This window comes from Streptomyces sp. YIM S03343, assembly GCF_054729195.1.
Genome location: NZ_JBPUKX010000001.1, coordinates 7,713,997 through 7,732,218 on the forward strand (window position 1 = coordinate 7,713,997; position 18,222 = coordinate 7,732,218).

The 18,222-nt window shown below is 72.6% G+C and carries 11 protein-coding genes; 8 read left to right on the forward strand and 3 right to left on the reverse strand.

Translation table 11 applies throughout. The features are described from left to right. Positions 1-82: 82 nt before the first annotated feature. From ACSYGN_RS34105 to ACSYGN_RS34115, 3 genes are all read left to right on the forward strand, one after another. Positions 83-1,609, forward strand: a complete 1,527-nt coding sequence (locus ACSYGN_RS34105; protein WP_460402546.1) for a hypothetical protein — start codon at positions 83-85, stop codon at positions 1,607-1,609. Positions 1,610-1,646: 37 nt separating this feature from the next. Beyond that, a complete protein-coding gene (locus tag ACSYGN_RS34110) occupies positions 1,647-2,522 on the forward strand; it encodes a hypothetical protein (RefSeq protein ID WP_460402548.1) in 876 nt (291 codons plus the stop codon). Positions 2,523-2,604: 82 nt separating this feature from the next. After that, positions 2,605-7,236 (forward strand): coiled-coil domain-containing protein, encoded by a 4,632-nt coding sequence (locus tag ACSYGN_RS34115; protein WP_460402550.1) that lies wholly within the window; start codon positions 2,605-2,607, stop codon positions 7,234-7,236. 209 nt (positions 7,237-7,445) lie between these two features. Here ACSYGN_RS34115 and ACSYGN_RS34120 read toward each other — a convergent pair whose 3' ends face one another. Next, positions 7,446-7,979 carry a hypothetical protein gene (locus tag ACSYGN_RS34120; protein ID WP_460403909.1) on the reverse strand — a complete coding sequence of 178 codons (534 nt, stop codon included), beginning with the start codon at positions 7,977-7,979 and terminating at the stop codon, positions 7,446-7,448. 421 nt (positions 7,980-8,400) lie between these two features. Here ACSYGN_RS34120 and ACSYGN_RS34125 point away from each other — a divergent pair, with 421 nt between their 5' ends. Genes ACSYGN_RS34125 through ACSYGN_RS34145 form a run of 5 tightly spaced genes read left to right on the forward strand, consistent with a single transcriptional unit; the run spans position 8,401 to position 16,274 of the window. Then, positions 8,401-11,205: a nitrate- and nitrite sensing domain-containing protein gene (locus tag ACSYGN_RS34125; protein ID WP_460402552.1), complete on the forward strand. Its 2,805-nt coding sequence runs from the start codon at positions 8,401-8,403 to the stop codon at positions 11,203-11,205. Further along, entirely contained in the window at positions 11,202-11,636 is a 435-nt protein-coding gene (locus ACSYGN_RS34130; protein WP_460402554.1) for a roadblock/LC7 domain-containing protein, read from the forward strand. The genes ACSYGN_RS34125 and ACSYGN_RS34130 overlap by 4 nt, the downstream gene beginning before the upstream one ends. 9 nt (positions 11,637-11,645) lie before the next feature. Continuing rightward, on the forward strand, positions 11,646-12,041 hold the full coding sequence (locus ACSYGN_RS34135) for a DUF742 domain-containing protein (protein ID WP_460402556.1): 396 nt from the start codon (positions 11,646-11,648) through the stop codon (positions 12,039-12,041). A gap of 23 nt (positions 12,042-12,064) precedes the next feature. Further along, entirely contained in the window at positions 12,065-15,691 is a 3,627-nt protein-coding gene (locus tag ACSYGN_RS34140; protein ID WP_460402558.1) for a hydantoinase B/oxoprolinase family protein, read from the forward strand. Continuing rightward, positions 15,672-16,274, forward strand: a complete 603-nt coding sequence (locus ACSYGN_RS34145) for a GTP-binding protein (RefSeq protein ID WP_460402560.1) — start codon at positions 15,672-15,674, stop codon at positions 16,272-16,274. Before ACSYGN_RS34140 ends, ACSYGN_RS34145 begins: the two co-directional genes overlap by 20 nt. A gap of 67 nt (positions 16,275-16,341) precedes the next feature. Here the strand turns inward: ACSYGN_RS34145 and ACSYGN_RS34150 are convergent, their stop codons facing one another. Together ACSYGN_RS34150 and ACSYGN_RS34155 are read right to left on the reverse strand one after the other, a co-directional pair. Then, a complete protein-coding gene (locus ACSYGN_RS34150; protein WP_460402562.1) occupies positions 16,342-17,532 on the reverse strand; it encodes a lipid-transfer protein in 1,191 nt (396 codons plus the stop codon). Then, a complete protein-coding gene (locus ACSYGN_RS34155) occupies positions 17,529-17,978 on the reverse strand; it encodes a Zn-ribbon domain-containing OB-fold protein (protein WP_460402564.1) in 450 nt (149 codons plus the stop codon). The genes ACSYGN_RS34150 and ACSYGN_RS34155 overlap by 4 nt, the downstream gene beginning before the upstream one ends. Positions 17,979-18,222 lie beyond the last annotated feature (244 nt).

Sequence of the window (18,222 nt, forward strand, 5' to 3'; positions counted from 1 at the left end):
CCGGTAAGGCGGCGGCCGGGCCGGACGGGGGCCGTCTGTGCCGTTTGGGACGTTGTCAGACCGAGGACCTAGTCTGTGCACCGTGACTTCGCCTGCGACGACGGACCGTGTTCCGCCCCAGCTCAGCGCGGGGCCGCGCCCGGCACCGGGCCCGGCCGCCGACGAGGGACTGGCGCGGCGCCTGCGCGCGCTCGCCTGCACCGCACCGCTGCACGACCTCGACGCCCGCAAGGCCAACCTCGCAGGCGAGTACTCGGTCTACGGCATGGCCGAGGTCGCCCTCGCGGCCATCGACCTCGTCACACTGAACATGGACTTCGACACCGGCGCCGACCACGACCAGATAGTGGCCAGGCTCATCCCGCGCATCGCCGCACAGGCCCCGCGGCGGCCCGTCACCGAGCACGAGCGGGTGGCGCGCTGGGTGCTGGAGAACCTGATCAACGTCGGCAGCGTCGACCGCGGCTTCCGCGCCGTGTACGGCACCTTCGCGCCGGACGGCACCTATGTGCGCCGCGACTACGACTTCAAGCTGGTCGAGGAGGTCCCGGGACCGGGCGGCACCGTCTACCTCCGTACGACGGACGAGGCGGTCAACGTCCTCGTCGGCGCCCTCGACACCGACGTCACCAGCGCGCAGATCGCCGCCGAGGTCAAGCTCGAGGTGCTGATCAGCCGGGGCAGGCTCGCCGACGCACAGCTGGCCGCGGAACAGGCCCGGTACCGGACCGTGCAGTACTCGGAGACCCTGCGCCGCGCCCTGGACGCGACCCGGCGCAATGTGCGGGCCGTGGACTGGCTGAACGCCGTGCCCGACATGATCACCGAGGCCCTCGACCACGTCGCAGACCGCTACCGCCACGAGAACGCGATCCTCACCAACATCCGCAAAGCACGCGACGAGACCGAGGACCCCGAGCACAAGCGGCGCGCCGCCGAACTCGTCGACATCGTCAAGGACTGCATCCGGCGCCACACCCAGCTCCAGTCGCGTCTGCTGGAGGCGGGCCCCCTGTTCCGCGCCGAGCAGGACCGGCAGGCCTTCGCCACCCCGACGGCCACCTCGGGTACCGACGTCTACGGACATCTCTTCGCCCCCGTCATGCCGCTGTCCCTGGAGCAGGCGGTCCGGGCCACCGACGCGTTCTTCGCCCACGGCACAGGACTGCGCACACCAGTGTCCGTGCGGGTCGGCGATCTCGTCGACATCCTGCTGACGCCGCCGCTGGAGCGGGAGCACCTGGGCGCCGAGATGCCCGAGCCCGACCTCATCGCCACACCCGACGACAGCCGCTTCAGCGAGGAGCAGCTCGCCGCCGCCACCGAACTGCTCGACCTGCCGCCCGACGCCCCGCGCCGGTTGTCGGGACTGCTCGCCGAGGCCCGCCGCCGCGACCCCGACCTGCCCTATCTGGTGGCCCTCCTGGCCGTCCACGCGGCCAGCCCCGCCGTGGGCACCGCCTACCGGCAGGGCGAGGAGAAGCTGCTGTTCGCCGTGGACGACGGGACGGAACTCGACGATCCCGAGTTCGGCGGGGCCGACCTCATAGTGGGAACGGCCCTGCTGGACGCCGCGGGAATGGCGGCGGACCGCACCGAAGCGGCATGAGACCCGACGAGCAACACCGCACCGAGGAGCACCCACCGTGACCGAGCACGTCGACAGGACCGAGCACGACGCCGTCGCCGCCGCGACAGCCGCCGTCACGCCCGCCGACGCGGCCGACGCGGCCCGCCTCGTCTCTTTCGGGCTCCAGCCCAAGCTCCAGCCCGCGCGCGACCAGGAGTACGCGGAACTGCTGCGCCGCTACCGGGAGGACCCGCCGTTCGCCCGGCTGGCCGACGCCGTGGCCACCGGTCTCGGCCTGGTCGTCCTGGAGGTGTCCCCGCGCGCGGGCATGGCCGTCACCGCCGCCGAGGACTCGGTGTTCGCCGTCCGCATGGGCGACTACGCGCGCCGCACCTCCGCCGACGGCTCGGACCGCTTCCTGCACGGCCTCGCCCACCTGGCCGTCGCCACCCTCGCCTTCCCCAGACCCGAGGACCTGGCCGACGACGGCTACATCGGCCGGATCAGCGTCAACGGCGTCGACACCTTCGTACGGCAGGCCTGCCGCCGGCTGGAGGAGAGGGCTGCCGAGCAGGGCGAGAACACCGACCCGGCCACCGAGACACCCGGACTGGAAGCAGCCTGGCGGGTGTGGGCCAGACGCAGCGCGGCCGGCGCCACCAAGGACGCCCGCAGACTCGCCGGCTCCACGACCGGCATCGTCGGCAAGGCCGTCGCGTTCCTCACCGACTCCGGCTTCCTCCAGCGCACCGGCGACGACCACGGCGGCACCTACCGCACCACGGCCCGCTACCAGCTCCAGGTGCGCGACATGGCGGGCGGCGCCGCCATGGCCGAACTGCTGGAGCTGGGCGTCGTCCCGGTCACCGACGGCACCCCCACGCTGCTGCCCGCCGAGCACACGGACGATCTGGACCTGGTGGCCGACGCCGGGCTCCCCTTCCACTCCTGAGGCCCGCCGGCCCCCACGGGAGCCCCCGGCTCCCGAACCACCGCACTGTTCCCCTCACAGAGACTTACGACGAGAGTCCGCCATGTACGAGCTGTCCCGGGTCCGCCTCTACTCCATCGGGCCCGCCGGCGCACGCTATGCCGACACCGTGCTCGACCTGCGCGGTGTGGGCGCGCCCGTGCCCGATCCCGCGCCCATCCAGGCGGAGTTCTTCGAGGAGGAGCCCGTCGGCCCGCGGCGTCGCCCCGCACCGGCCGGTGTGCTCTTCCTGGAGAACGGCGGCGGCAAGTCCGTCCTCCTCAAGCTGATCTTCTCCGTGATGCTGCCGGGCCACCGCAACACCCTCGGCGGCGCCAGCTCCGGCGTACTGCGCAAATTCCTGCTCGCCGACGACTGCGGGCACGTGGCCCTCGAATGGCAGCACACCCTCACCGGCGAATGCGTCGTCGTCGGCAAGGTCAGCGAATGGCGCGGCCGCCAGGTCTCCAACGACCCGCGCAAGTTCGCCGAGGCCTGGTACTCCTTCCGGCCCGGCCCCGGGCTCAGCCTCGACAACCTGCCCGTAGCCGAGTCCACCGCCGTACGGCCGCCCGCCGAGGGCCAGTCCGGCGCGCAGGGCCGCCGCCGCACCATGAAGGGCTTCCGGGACTCCCTCACCGAGGCGGGCAAGGCATACCCGCACCTCGAAGTGCACTGGGAGGAGATCCACGACCGCTGGATCGAGCACCTCGGCGACCTCGGACTCGACCCCGAACTCTTCCGCTACCAGCGGGAGATGAATGCCGACGAGGGCGAGGCCGCCGGCCTGTTCGCGGTCAAGAAGGACTCCGACTTCACCGACCTGCTGCTGCGCGCCGTCACCGACACCCGCGACACCGACGGCCTCGCGGACCTCGTCGGCGGCTTCGGCAACAAGCTGGGACGACGCTCCGAACTCATCGCCGAACGCGACTTCACCGCCGGCTCGGTCGACCTCCTCGGGCGCATCGTCGACGCCGCCGAGGCCCGCGCCCGCGCCCGCGACATCCACGCCGGGGCGGAACGCCGCACCCGCACCCAGGCCCGCCGCCTGTCCGCACGCGCCGTGCGGGAACGGATGCGCGCCACCGACCTCGCCCAGCGTGTCACCGCCGCCGCATACGCCGTCACCCACTCCGAGGGCGCCCGCGAGCGCAGCGCCCTGATCGCCGCCGAACTCGCCTACCGCCACGCCTCCCTGGCACTCGCCGCGGCCGAGAAGTCCGCCACCGCCCAGAAACGCGAACTCGCCGACGCCCGTACCCTGCACTCCGCCTGGCAGGCCGCCGAGACCGTGCTGCGCCACCGCGCCGCCGCCGACCGCGTCGCCCGCGTGTCCGCCGCCATCCAGGAGGCCGAACGGGACGCCGCACCCGCGCTCGCCGCCCGCGCCAAGGCCGCCGCCGACCTCGTACGGGCCCTGCACACGGCCGCCCGGAGCGCCGAAGCCCTCGCCAACGAGGGCGAGGAACGGTCCGCCGCGCTCCAGGAGGCCGGCGAGGCCGCCCACCGGGACTCCACCGCCGCCGCCACCGAGGCCCAGCGAGCCCGCAGCGAGGCCGGCCATCTGCGCCAGCGCCTCACCGAGGTCGAGCAGGAGACCGCCGAGGCGGTCCGCGCGGGCTGGCTCGACGACAGCGCGCCCGACGCCGACCCCGCCCGCGCCGCCCTCGCCGCGAGCGACGCCGAGAAGACCGCCGTCGCCGCCTGGGACACCGCGCGCGAGGCGGCCCGCCGGGCCACGGAGCACGCGCGGGAGGCCGCCTCCGCCGAGTCCCGCGCCGAACTCACCGCGGCCCGCGCCGCCGACGCCGCGACCGCCGCCCGGCGGACCCACGACGCCGAACGCCGGCTCGCCGAGACCCTCGCGGCCGAGGAACGGCTCGCCGAACTGCTGAGCCTGACCGACGGCCCCGCCCGCCTCGTGCCACAGCCCCGCCACGAGAACGGCACCGGCCCGGCGGACCCCGCGCCCGGCGCCGCGCTCACCCCGGAGGACCTCGACCGCTACGCGGACGAACTACGCGAACTGCTCGACAACGCCGTGTCCGCCGCCGAACGCCACCTCTTCGAACTGCGCACCGCCGCCGCCGACGACGCCCGCATCCTCGGCGCCCTCGGCGACGGCGGGCTGCTGCCGCCCGGCCCCGACGTGCTGGCCACCGTCGAGTACCTCGGCGAACTCGGCATCCCCGCCCTCCCCGGCTGGCGCTACCTCGCCCAGGCCGTCGACCCCGTCGACCACGCGCGCGTGCTGGCCGCACGCCCCGAGCTCGTCGACGGCGTGATCATCACCGACCCCGGCAGCCACGCACGCGCCCGCGAGGCCCTCGCCGACGCCGCGCTGCTGCCCCGCTCCGCCGTCGCCGTCGGCACCGCCGCCGCCCTGCTCGCCCCCACACCGGCCGACAACGCGACCCCCGGCGACGTCTTCCTCGTACCGCCCAACCCGGCCATGCACGACGAGCACGCCGCCGACGAGGAACGCCAGGCCCTGCGCGTCCGGGCGACCGAACGCGACGAGGAGATCCGCGCCCTGGCGGCCCGGCTCGCCAAGGACCGCGACATCGCCGCACGTCTCGCCTCCTGGCGCACCGGCTGCCCCGCCGGACGCCTCACCGAACTCGCCCGCGCCGCCGCGGAGGCCCGCGCCTTCGCCGACGAGTCCGAGGCCGACCTCGCCGAGGCCCGCACCGCACACGCCGAGGCCGCCGAGGCCGCCGCCGAGGCGCTCCAGGTCCGCGACGAACGGCAGGAGGCCGCCCAGCGGGCCCGCCGCTCCGCCGATGCCCTCGCCGGACTCGCCTTCCGACTGCGCGAACGCTCCGCCTGGCAGGCCAGACTCCGCGAACTCGCCGACGAGGCCGCCGAGTCGGAGGCCCGAGCCCAGAGCTGCCTGGAACGCGCCCGCGCCGCCGACGAGGACCGCCGCGCCGCCCAGCGCGCCGCAGACGACGCCCGCCGCACCGCCCGCGCGCTGCGCGCCGAGCGCTCCGAGATCGCGGGCGCCCCCGACGACGTACCGGACACCGGCCCGGACGCCGCCAAGGCGTCCCTGCCCGCCCTGCGCGAGGCATACCGGGCCGCCTCCCAGGTGTACGAGAAGGTCGGCGTCGGCGCCGACCTGCGCGCCGAACAGGCCCGCGCCGAGAGCGACGAGAGCGCCGCCCGCGCCGAACTCGACCGCCTCAGCAACAAGGTCCGCACCCGCGCCGAGCACCTCCTCGCATCACCCGACGGCGCCGACGGACCCTCCCGGCAGGCCGCCGCCGCCCGCGCCGAGGAACTCGTACAGCTCCTGGAGACCCGCATGTCGACCGCGAGCGAGCAGCTCGGCCGACTGCGCGGCGAGGCCGAGCGGCACGCCCCCGCGGACGGCGAGGCGCACACCGAACTGCCCGAGGAACTGCTCCCGCGCCACGCCGAGCACGCCCAGGCCCTGCTGCGCACCGCGACCTCCGAACTCGCCTCCCGTACCGAGGCCCTCGCCCAGGCCCGCGAGGCCCACGCCGGACTCCTCGACGCCCACCGCGGCGCCGAGGACGCGGCGGGCGGCTTCGACGAGACCGCCGCCATGCTCCGCGACCTGCTGCGCGAACACCTCGCGGACGACGAGCAGGAGGAACCCGAGCCTTACCCCGGCAGCATCGAGGAGGCCAGGCACTCGGCCGCCGAGGCCCGCCGCTCGCTGCGCGGCTGCGCCGCCGACCTCTCCGCCGCCGAGTCCGCCGTACGCGAGGCCGGCGACGTACTCGTGCGGCACGCCAACTCCAGCCGCTACGAGCAGGTCCGCACCCCCGCCCGCCAGCAGATCCGTGAGCTGCCGGCCTCCGCGCTGCCCGAGCACGCCCGGAAATGGGCCGACGCCTTCGCACCGCGGCTGCGCGTCCTCACCGACGAGCTGGCCCAGCTGGAGCGCAACCGCGACTCGATCGTCGACCGGCTGCGCGGACTGGTCGAGTCGGCCCTGGCCACCCTGCGCTCGGCCCAGCGGCTCTCCCGTCTGCCCGAAGGGCTCGGGGAGTGGTCAGGGCAGGAATTCCTGCGCATCCGCTTCGAGGAACCCGACCAGGCCACCCTCACCGAACGGCTCGGCGAAGTCATCGACGAGGCCACCCGAGCCGCCGTGAAGAAGAACTCCGACCTGCGCCGCGACGGCATGTCCCTGCTGCTGCGCGGCGTGGCCGCCGCGCTCCAGCCCAAGGGCATCGCCGTCGAGATCCTCAAGCCCGACGCCGTCCTGCGTGCCGAGCGCGTGCCCGTCGGTCAGATGGGCGACGTCTTCTCCGGCGGTCAGCTGCTCACCGCCGCCATCGCCCTCTACTGCACGATGGCCGCGCTCCGCTCGAACGACCGGGGCCGTGAAAGGCACCGGCACGCCGGCACGCTCTTCCTCGACAACCCGATCGGCCGCGCCAACGCCACCTACCTGCTGGAGCTCCAGCGGGCCGTGTCCGATGCTCTCGGGGTGCAACTCCTGTACACGACCGGTCTGTTCGACACCACCGCACTGGCCGAGTTCCCGCTGGTCATCCGGCTGCGCAACGACGCCGACCTGCGCGCCGGTCTGAAGTACATCAGCGTGGAGGAGCATCTGCGGCCGGGACTGCCCCAGCAGACCCAGGCCGGGGAAGCTGTGCACAGCGAGATCACGGCGACCCGGATGTTCAAGCGGCCCACATCGACGAGCGGTTGACCCGCCTTCAGGTGGTCGGTGCCCAGCCGAACAGCGCGGTCGGGCCGGACCACCGGGCCGACTGGTGGGGCCGGTGGTCCGGTCGGCCCCACCGGGACCGCCGGACCAACCGCTTGACCGACCGTCCGGCCAACCGCCGGACCGACCGGTGGGCCGGGGCCGTAGCGCCGACCCGACCGTGCGGTCCCGGGTCGTCCCGCGACGGCCCGTCAGGAGTGCGAGAGCTGGCCGGTGCCGCTCCGGCTCCGTATTCGCTTCTGGGCCCGCCCGGCGGCCCGAGCCTGCCGCCGGGCCGCGCGCCGCTCGCGCCGCAGCGCCCGCGCGGTGCTGCTGGGTTCCGACACCACGCCGTAGCGCTGGTTCCACACCTGGCGTGTCACCCATACGTCCACCGCGCCCCAGGTGGCCACCACGGTGCTGGCCACACTGCTGATCACCATCGGGAACGCCAGCCAGGACTCCGCCATGGTGCACAGGAAGGCGATCAACGCCTGGATCAGCGTCACGGAGATGATGAGCACGGCCCGCACCGCCGCCGTCCGCACCGGATCGGGCAGCCTGCGCCGCCGCGCGGGTTCCTCGACCCACAACGGCCGGTAGCGCAGCTGCTCCTGCCCCTGGCCGTCCCAGGTGACGCGTGTCGCCACCGGAACGTCGTGCTCCGGAGCCGTGTCGCGCCGCAGCGCCGTCGAGCGTGCCTCCGCACCGTCCTCGAGCGCTTCGTGCCGCTCCGCTGTGCCCATCACCGTGTCACTCCCCACCGCCGGCAGACTCCTCGCCCCGGGGCCCGAAGGCTCCGGCTCCCCAGTGGCTGCCCGGCTTGCGCTGATTTACGCCACCCGGATGCGGGATGCGGCTCCTGTGGCCGATTCCGCCCCCATTTCCCGAAGAGAAGGACGATCGGCACCGTCCGATGATTCCCACTTGAGGAAAAAATCCGGCCAAGACATGGGACGAGCCCGGCCGGACACCTCCTGAAGTCCCCCAGGAATGCGGGCGGGAATCTGCCGCGATGCCCTGACAACTCCTCATATACGGGAGAGACGGACGAGGTTGCGTGCGCGGACCGGCCTTCGAGTTACGCCTGAGTCGGTAGTAGGCTCGCGCCGTTTGTTGACGCACATGTGTACCCCCTTCGGGACGGGGGACGAGCTGGGGGAGGCCATGCGCTTTCGCGGGAAGTCGATCCGCCGGAAGATCGTGGCGCTGCTTCTCGTGCCGCTGGTGTCTCTCACCGTGATCTGGGGCTTCGCCACGGTGCTCACAGGCCGGCAGGTGGCCCGGCTCTTCGACGTGTCCACCCACACGGAGAAGATCGGTTACCCCACCGAGGACGCCGTCCGCGCCCTCCAGCAGGAACGCCGTCAGACCCTCGTCTACCTGGCCGACCCGAGGGCGGCCGACGCGCTCACCGCGCTGCGCCGCACCCGGACCGCCACCGACGAGGCGATCGCGAAGACGCGGAAGAACGCCAAGGACCCGGACGTCCGCGAGGGACTCGGCACGGAGGACGGCGAACAGCTCACCGCCGTCCTCGACGCCTTCGACGATGTCGGCTCCCTGCGCCGCAGCATCGAGCAGGGCACGGTCAACCGGACCCAGGCCTTCGACCTCTACAACCACCTCGTCGACCCCTGCTACGCCCTGCTCGCCACCCTCGACGGCATCGACGACATCGCGATGGACGAACAGGCCCGCGCCCTCGTCAACGTCACCCGCGCCCGCGAACTGCTCTCGCGCGAGGACGCCCTGCTCGGCTCGTCCCTGGTGGTCGGCACCCTCACCCGTGCCGAGACCCGTGAGATCTCCGACCTGGTCGCCCAGCGCACCCTGATGTACGACATCAGCCTGCCGCTGCTGCCCGCCGCGGAGCGCGAACGCTACGAGCGCTTCTGGAAGAGCGCGACGACCGCGCCCCTGCGGGCCGCCGAGCAGAAGGCCGTCACCATCGCCTCCGGTACTCCCGAAGGGGTTACCGCCAAGAGCTGGGACGACGCCGCGGGCACCGTCCTCGGCGAACTGCGCACTCTCGACGACCAGGTGGGTGACCGCTACCAGGACCGTGTCCGCCCCGTTGCCGTCGGCTACATCGTCGAGGCGGCCGTCGCCGGCGCCCTCGGGCTCGTCGCGCTGCTCGCCTCGGTCGTCCTGTCGGTGCGCGTCGGACGTGCACTCATCCGCGACCTGCGGCAGCTGCGCCTGGACGCCCACGAGGCGTCCGGCGTACGGCTGCCCGGCGTGATGCGCCGGCTGTCCGCGGGCGAACAGGTCGACGTGGAGACCGAGGTCCCGCGCCTGCCCTACGACAAGACCGAGATCGGCGAGGTCGGCCAGGCACTCAACACCCTTCAGCGCGCCGCTGTCGAGGCCGCCGTCAAACAGGCCGAACTCCGCGCCGGTGTCTCCGAGGTCTTCGTCAACCTCGCCCGCCGCAGCCAGGTGCTGCTGCACAAGCAGCTCACTCTCCTCGACACCATGGAGCGCAGGACCGAGGACACCGACGAGCTCGCCGACCTGTTCAGGCTCGACCACCTCACCACCCGTATGCGCCGCCATGCCGAGGGCCTGGTCATCCTCTCCGGAGCCGCGCCCTCCCGGCAGTGGCGCAAACCCATCCAGCTCATGGACGTGGTGCGCGCCGCCGTCGCCGAGGTCGAGGACTACGAGCGCATCGAGGTCCGCAGGCTGCCGCGCGTCGCCGTCACCGGTCCGGCCGTCGCCGACCTCACCCATCTCGTGGCCGAACTCCTCGAGAACGCCACCGTGTTCTCCCCGCCCCACACCGCCGTCCAGGTCCTGGGCGAACGCGTCGCCAACGGGTTCACCCTGGAGATCCACGACCGGGGCCTCGGCATGGCGGTCGAGGCACTGCTCGACGCCAACCTCCGGCTCGCCGAGACACCCGAGTTCGAGCTCTCCGACACCGACCGGCTCGGCCTGTTCGTGGTCAGCCGGCTCGCGCAGCGCCAGAACGTCCGCGTCTCCCTCCAGCCCTCCCCGTACGGCGGTACCACCGCCGTGGTCTTCATCCCCGATGTGCTGCTCACGGACGACGTGCCCGACACCGACGGCACCGGCTTCCGTATCGACCGGACCCGGCCTGCCACGGACGGTCAGCGGGACGACGGCCGCCGGAGCCTCTCCCACCACATGCCCGCGAGGCTGCCCGGGGTTCCCGCCGCGCTGCTGGGCGGCCCCGTCGAACTCGAGGCCCCCGTCGGTCTGGACCGCCTCGACGGTTTCCCGGGCGTGCTCGACGACGACGGGGGTGACCGCGGCGGACTGTTCCGCCAGCGCCGCTCCCTCGCCCGTACCGACGACGACGTCACCCTCCGCGCCGTCGAGCAGAACCGGCCGGGCGACGTCGGCACGGAGGGGAACGCCGCCGATCACAGCGCTGCACCCGTGCCGCTGCCCCGGCGCCGTACGCCCAAGCTGGTCAGCTCGCACGGGCGGCCCGTGGGGGAGCAGCAGCGCTCCCGGCACGCCGAGCCCGAGGGACACGCCACGGGAGGTGCCCGGAAGTCCGGCCCGGAACCGGCTTCGGATGTGCTGCCCAGGCGCCGCGCCACCGCACCGGCCCACCACCCCGGCGAACCGGCCGGGCCGTCGGCCGACGGTGCCGCCGATGTGTCCGAGGCCCCTGCACTGCCCCGGCGCACCCGGCAGGCCGCCACCGCACCCGGTGGCCCGGACGACACCCCCGCCACCGGCCCGGCAGCCTCGGAGACCGGCTCGGCGGCCCTGCCCAAGCGCGTACGCCAGGCCAACCTGGCCCCGCAACTGAAGCAGGACAGCAGATGGCGAGCCGAGAACCCGGAGGAACCCGTCGAGCGTGACGCCGACGAGGTACGCCGGCGTATGGGCTCGCTCCAGCGCGGCTGGCAGCGCGGCCGCGAGGAGAACGCCGCGGGTGACGACGCCCGGGGCGGCACAGCACAAGGAACGACAAAGGGGGACGGTCGATGACCGCACCGAAGACGACCGGCCACACCGAGGCTGACAAGGGCGGCCTGAACTGGCTTCTCGACGACCTGGTGGACCGCGTCGCCAGCATCCGCAAGGCCCTCGTGCTCTCCGGCGACGGCCTGGCCACCGGGGTTTCCAAGGACCTGACCAGAGAGGACAGCGAACACCTCGCCGCCGTCGCCTCCGGGTTCCACAGCCTCGCCAAGGGGGTGGGCCGGCACTTCGAGGCCGGCAACGTACGGCAGACCATCGTCGAGCTCGACGACGCCTTCCTGTTCGTGACCTCCGCCGGCGACGGCAGCTGCCTTGCCGTCCTCTCCGACTCCGAATCCGACGTCGGCCAGGTCGCTTACGAGATGACACTGCTGGTCAAGCGGGTCGGCGTACATCTGGGCGCCGCTCCGCGCACCGATCTGCCCTCGGGCGGGTAGTGGGATGGCATGAGCGGAGACGGTCAGGGAAGAAGCCATTGGTTCGACGACGAGGCCGGACCGGTGGTCCGTCCGTACGCCATGACACGGGGCCGCACCAGTCATGCGGCCCAGCACCGCCTCGATCTGATCGCGCTGGTCGTCATGGAGCCGGAAGCCGACGACGGCGGCTGGGACCCCACCCTGTCCCCGGAGCACGTGGACATCGTCGAGCTCTGCCGCGACACGCCCCAGTCGGTCGCAGAGCTCTCCGCGGAACTCGACCTGCCGGTCGGTGTGGTCCGCGTGCTCGTCGGAGACCTCGTGGACGGTGAACTCGTCCATGTGAACCGACCGGTACCGCCGGCCGAGCTGCCCGACGAGAGTATTCTGCGCGACGTGATCAACGGCCTCCGGGCCCTGTGAGCGGCGCGGATGCGGAGTGGAACGTGACAGGCTGGCAGTTCTGGGTCGACCGAGGCGGCACCTTCACCGACATCGTGGCGCGACGTCCTGACGGCCGCCTGCTGACGCACAAGCTGCTGTCGGACAACCCCGCGCGCTACGCCGACGCGGCCGTCGCGGGCGTCCGGGAACTTCTGGACGGCTCGGCGGACCCCGTCGAAGCAGTCCGCATGGGCACCACCGTCGCCACCAACGCCCTGCTGGAACGCAAGGGCGAACGCACTCTCCTCGTCGTCACCCGAGGCTTCCGCGACGCGCTGCGCATCGCCTACCAGAACCGCCCCGGTATCTTCGCCCGGCGCATCGAACTGCCCGGGCTGCTCTACGAACGCGTCGTCGAGGTCGACGAACGGATCACCGCGGACGGCACGGTCCTCACCGCCCCCGACCTCGACGCCCTCACCGGCCGCCTCCAGGAGGCCTTCGACGCCGGGATCCGGGCTGTCGCCGTCGTCTGCATGCACAGCCACCTCCACCCCGCCCACGAGCGAGCCGTCGGCGAACTCGCCGCGCGTGTCGGCTTCCCGCAGGTCTCGCTGTCCAGCGAGGTCAGCCCGCTGATGAAACTCGTCCCGCGCGGGGACACCGCCGTCGTCGACGCCTACCTCTCGCCCGTGCTGCGCCGCTACGTCCAGCACGTCGCCGACGAACTCCGCGGCGTGCGGCTGATGTTCATGCAGTCCAACGGCGGGCTCGCCGAGGCCGGGCAGTTCCGCGGCAAGGACGCCGTGCTGTCCGGGCCGGCCGGCGGCATCGTCGGCATGGCCCGCATGTCGCAACTCGCCGGCTTCCAGCGCGTCATCGGCTTCGACATGGGCGGCACCTCCACCGATGTCTCCCACTTCGCGGGTGAGTACGAACGCGTCTTCACCACACAGATCGCGGGCGTCCGGCTGCGCGCGCCCATGCTGGACATCCACACCGTCGCGGCCGGTGGCGGCTCCGTCCTCCACTTCGACGGATCCCGCTACCGCGTGGGCCCCGACTCCGCGGGCGCCGACCCCGGACCCGCCTGCTACCGAGGCGGCGGTCCCCTCGCCGTCACCGACGCCAACGTCATGCTCGGGCGGATCCAGCCCGCCCACTTCCCCAAGGTGTTCGGCCCCGACGGCGACCAGCCCCTCGACGACGTGCTCGTCCGCGACCGGTTCACCACCCTCGCACACGAGATCAGCGAGCGGACCGGAGACGACCGCACCCCCGAACAGGTCGCCGAGGGTTACCTGCAGATCGCCGTGGCCAATATCGCCAACGCGGTCAAACGCATCTCGGTCCAGAAGGGCCACGACGTCACCCGCTACGCTCTCACCACCTTCGGTGGCGCGGGCGGCCAGCACGCCTGCATGGTCGCCGACTCGCTCGGTATCCGCACCGTGCTCGTGCCGCCCATGGCCGGAGTCCTGTCTGCGCTCGGCATCGGTCTCGCCGACACCACCGCCATGCGGGAACAGTCCGTCGAGACCCCGCTGGAACCGGCCGCCATGCCTGCCGTCCTCAAGACCGCCGACGACCTCGAGGGCGCCGCCCGCGCCGAACTCCTCGCCGAGGATGTCCGGGAAGACCGCATCACGGTCGCCCGCCGCGCCCAGCTGCGGTACGACGGCACAGACACCACGCTCACCGTCGACCTCACCGAACCCGACGCCATGCGCCGCGCGTTCGAAGAACGCCATCGCGTCACCTACTCCTTCGTCCTCGACCGCCCGGTCGTCGTCGAAGCCCTCTCCGTCGAGGCCACAGGCATCACGGAACCCCCCGATCTCTCGGCCCTCGCCGCGCACGCCGACCGCACCGCCGAAGCCGCCGCCCCGGCCACCGTCCGGCTGCACACCGGCGGTGCCTGGCGCGACGTACCCCTGCACCGTCGAGCGGACCTGACGCCCGGCGAGACCGTCACCGGCCCCGCGATCATCACGGAGTCCGGTGCCACCACCGTGGTCGACGACGGTTGGCGGGCCGCGACGACCGACGGCGGGCATCTGGTCATGGAACGCGCGATGGTCACGCAGAGTTCCGATCTGGACACAGAATCCGATCCGGTCCTGCTCGAGGTCTTCAACAACCTCTTCATGTCCATCGCCGAACAGATGGGCGCCCGCCTGGAGTCCACGGCCCAGTCCGTCAACATCAAGGAACGCCTGGACTTCTCCTGCGCCCTCTTCGATCCGGATGGAAACCTGGTGGCCAACGCCCCCCACATCCCCGTCCACCTGGGCTCGATGGGCACCAGTGTGAAAGAGGTCATCAGACGGCGCGGCGACTCCATGCGACCGGGCGACACCTACGCCGTCAACGACCCCTACCACGGAGGCACACACCTCCCCGACGTCACCGTCATCACCCCCGTCTTCGACACACAGGGTGAGCGGATCCTCTTCTACGTCGCCTCCCGCGGCCACCACGCCGAGATCGGCGGCATCGCTCCCGGTTCCATGCCCGCCGACAGCCGGACCATCGACGAGGAGGGCGTCCTCTTCGACAACTGGCTGCTCGCCCAGCACGGCCGCTTCCGCGAGGAGGAGACCCTGCGCCTGCTCACCGAGGCGCACCACCCCTCCCGCAACCCGCGCACCAACCTCGCCGACCTGCGCGCCCAGATCGCCGCCAACCAGAAGGGTGTCGACGAGGTCGGCCGCATGATCGAGGACTTCGGCCTCGATGTCGTCCAGGCCTATATGCGGCACGTCCAGGACAACGCCGAGGAAGCCGTACGACGCGTTGTCGAAGCCCTCGACGACGGCGAGTACGCCTACGAGACGGACTCCGGCGCCGTCATCCGCGTCCGTGTGGGTGTGGACCGCGAGGCGCGGTCCGCCACCATCGACTTCACCGGCACCTCCGCCCAATCGGCCACCAACTTCAACGCCCCCTTCTCGGTGGTCAACGCGGCCGTCCTGTACGTCTTCCGCACCCTGGTCGCCGACGACATCCCGCTCAACGACGGATGTCTGCGCCCCCTGGAGATCATCGTGCCGCAGGGCTCGATGCTGGCGCCCGAGCCCCCGGCCGCCGTCGTCGCCGGTAACGTGGAGACCTCCCAGGCCATCACCGGCGCCCTCTACGCGGCGCTCCGCGTCCAGGCCGAGGGCTCCGGGACCATGAACAACGTGACCTTCGGCAACGAACGGCACCAATACTATGAGACCGTCGCATCCGGTTCGGGCGCGGGCGACGGCTTTCCCGGTGCCAGCGTCGTCCAGACCCACATGACCAACTCCCGGCTCACCGACCCCGAAGTCCTGGAGTGGCGCCTTCCCGTGCTGCTCGACGAGTTCGCGGTCCGCGCGGGCAGTGGCGGGGCCGGACGATGGCGCGGCGGGGACGGAGCGGTGCGCCGCATCCGCTTCCGCGAGCCGATGACTGTTTCCACACTCTCCCAGCACCGCCGCGTCCCGCCCTACGGCATGATGGGCGGCGCCCCCGGAGCGCTGGGCGCCAACCGGGTGGAACACGCCGACGGTTCGGTCGAGCAGCTTGCCGGCAGCGACTCGGCACACGTCGGTCCCGGCGACGTACTCGTCATCGAGACCCCAGGCGGCGGAGGCTACGGACCGGCCCCGACCGACCCCCATCCAGCAGGAGAAGAGACCGATGATCTTCGGCCGTTCTGAGCGCGGCAAGCCCCCGGTCGAGCCCGTCACGCTCAAGATCCTCGTGGCGGGCGGCTTCGGCGTGGGCAAGACCACGCTCGTCGGCGCGGTCAGTGAGATCAGGCCGCTGCGCACCGAGGAGCTGCTCACCGAGGCGGGACGTCCGTTCGACGACGTCCGCGGCGTGGAGCGCAAGAACACCACCACCGTGGCCATGGACTTCGGCCGTATCACCCTGCGCGAGGACCTGGTCCTGTATCTGTTCGGCACGCCCGGGCAGGAGCGGTTCTGGTTCATGTGGGACGAACTGTCCGAGGGGGCCCTCGGCGCGGTCGTGCTCGCCGACACCCGCCGCCTTGCGGAGTGCTTCGCCGCGGTCGACTACTTCGAACGCCGCTCCATCCCCTTCCTCGTCGGCGTCAACTGCTTCGAGGGCGCGGCCCGCTACCCCGTCGAGGACGTGCGCCAAGCCCTCGACCTCGACCCCGATGTGCCTGTGATCCTTTGCGACGCGCGCGACCGCGAGTCCGTCAAGGAGGTTCTCGTCGGGGTGGTCCAGCACGCGATGTCGTACGGCGCCAACCGTCAGAGCGTCACCACCTGACCCCGGACACGACCTCGGCCCGGCTGGGAACCGCGCCGCACGCCACGGCCAAGCCGTCTCCGCCGCGTCACCGCACCGCTATCACCGAGGAGCCGTGCCCGAACAGGCCCTGGTTCGCCGTGATCCCCACACGCGCGCCGTCGACCTGACGGTCGCCCGACTGCTGCCTCAGCTGCCAGGTCAGCTCGCAGACCTGGGCTATCGCCTGGGCGGGAACCGCTTCCCCGAACGAGGCGAGTCCTCCGCTCACATTGACGGGTATACGGCCCCCGAGGGCCGTGTCGCCCTGTCGCAGCAGCTTGGCGCCCTCGCCCTCGGCGCACAGCCCCAGATCCTCGTACCACTGCAGCTCCAGCGCGGTGGACAGGTCATACACCTCGGCCAGCGACAGGTCCTCCGGCCCGATGCCCGCCTCCTCGTAGGCCGCCCGGGCTATCGAGGCGCGGAACGTCTCACCCGGAGGCTCCACCGCCGCCGCGGAATCCGTGGCGATGTCCGGCAGGTCCAGCACCGTGCCGGGGAAACGCGGGGTCACCGTGGAGACCGCGCGGATCCGCACCGGATGCGCCGCGCCGTGCCGCCGGGCGAACTCCATGCCGGACAGCACCAGGGCGGCGCCTCCGTCCGAGGTCGCGCAGATGTCCAGCAGCCGCAGCGGATCGGCGACCACTGCGGAGGCGGCGACCTCCTCGCTGCTGACCCGTTTGCGGTAGCGCGCGTTCGGATTGAGCGCCCCCATAGCGGCGTTCTTCACCTTGACCTGGGCGAAGTCCTCCGGCGTGTCCCCGTGTGCTGCCATCCGCCGCCGGGCGTACAACCCGAAGTACGCCGGATTCGTGGCGCCCAGCAGCCGGAAGCGGAGCCAATCCGGATCGTCGGGCCGCTCCCCACCCGCCGGCCGGAAGAAACCCTTGGGCGCCGCGTCGGCCCCCACCACGAGCACCACGTCAGCCAGCCCCGCGAGGATCTGCGCCCGAGCCGTGCCGATGGCCTGGGCCCCCGACGCGCAAGCCGCGTACACACTGGTCACCCGGGCCCCCTGCCACCCCAGGGCCTTCGCGAATGTCGCCCCCGCCACATACCCGGGATAGCCGCCGCGCACCGTGTCCGCGCCCACGACCGAGCCGACGTCCCGCCACCGGACGCCGGCGTCCGCGAGGGCCGCTCGGGCCGCCGCCGCCCCGTACTCGGCGAAGCCGCGCCCCCACTTGCCCCACGGGTGCAGCCCCACGCCGAGCACCGCCACGTCGGCCGTCATGCCGTCACCCCCTTGGGCCGCCAGTGCCATGTTGTCCAGACCGTCTCGCCGTCCTCGCAGAGCACCCCGGGAACGGCCTCCACCTCCATACCCACCGCCAGGTCGGCGACGGTGACGCCGGGAGCGGCCTGCCCCAGCACCACCATCCGCTCGGACTCCAGCTCCACCGCGATCAACGCGAACGGCTCCCACGGAAGTTCCGGATTGCTCACATAGGGTGACGGCGGCCGGTACCGTGCGTCCGTGTAGGACCAGACGCGGCCGCCGCGGGAGAGCGGGATCTCCTCGAGGTCGCCGCCCGGGCACCGCGGATTGCGGCAGTGCACGTCCTCGCGCGGGAAGAAGACCGAGGCGCACGCCGAACAGCGGGTGCCCAGAAGCCGGAAGGCGTCGCCCTCCCCGGTGAACCAGCCGGCCACGGCCGGTCTGCGTGTACGTGACAACATCCCTCCACGGCAGTCCATCTGACGATTCGTCAGAAAGTCTGGCATGGGCGACCGGAATTGGGCAGGGCGCGGGGCGAACCGACTGAGCCCCCACGGCGTCGTGACAACGGAAGGGACGGCCGGGGCCGACGGGGGTGGCTCCGGCCGTCCCTGCAAACAATTCCGGCCACCCGCCGGACCCGCTCCCGCGCCCCGGACCACACGCCCCACCACACGGTTCCGCCGCCTGCCCAGGCCGTTCCAC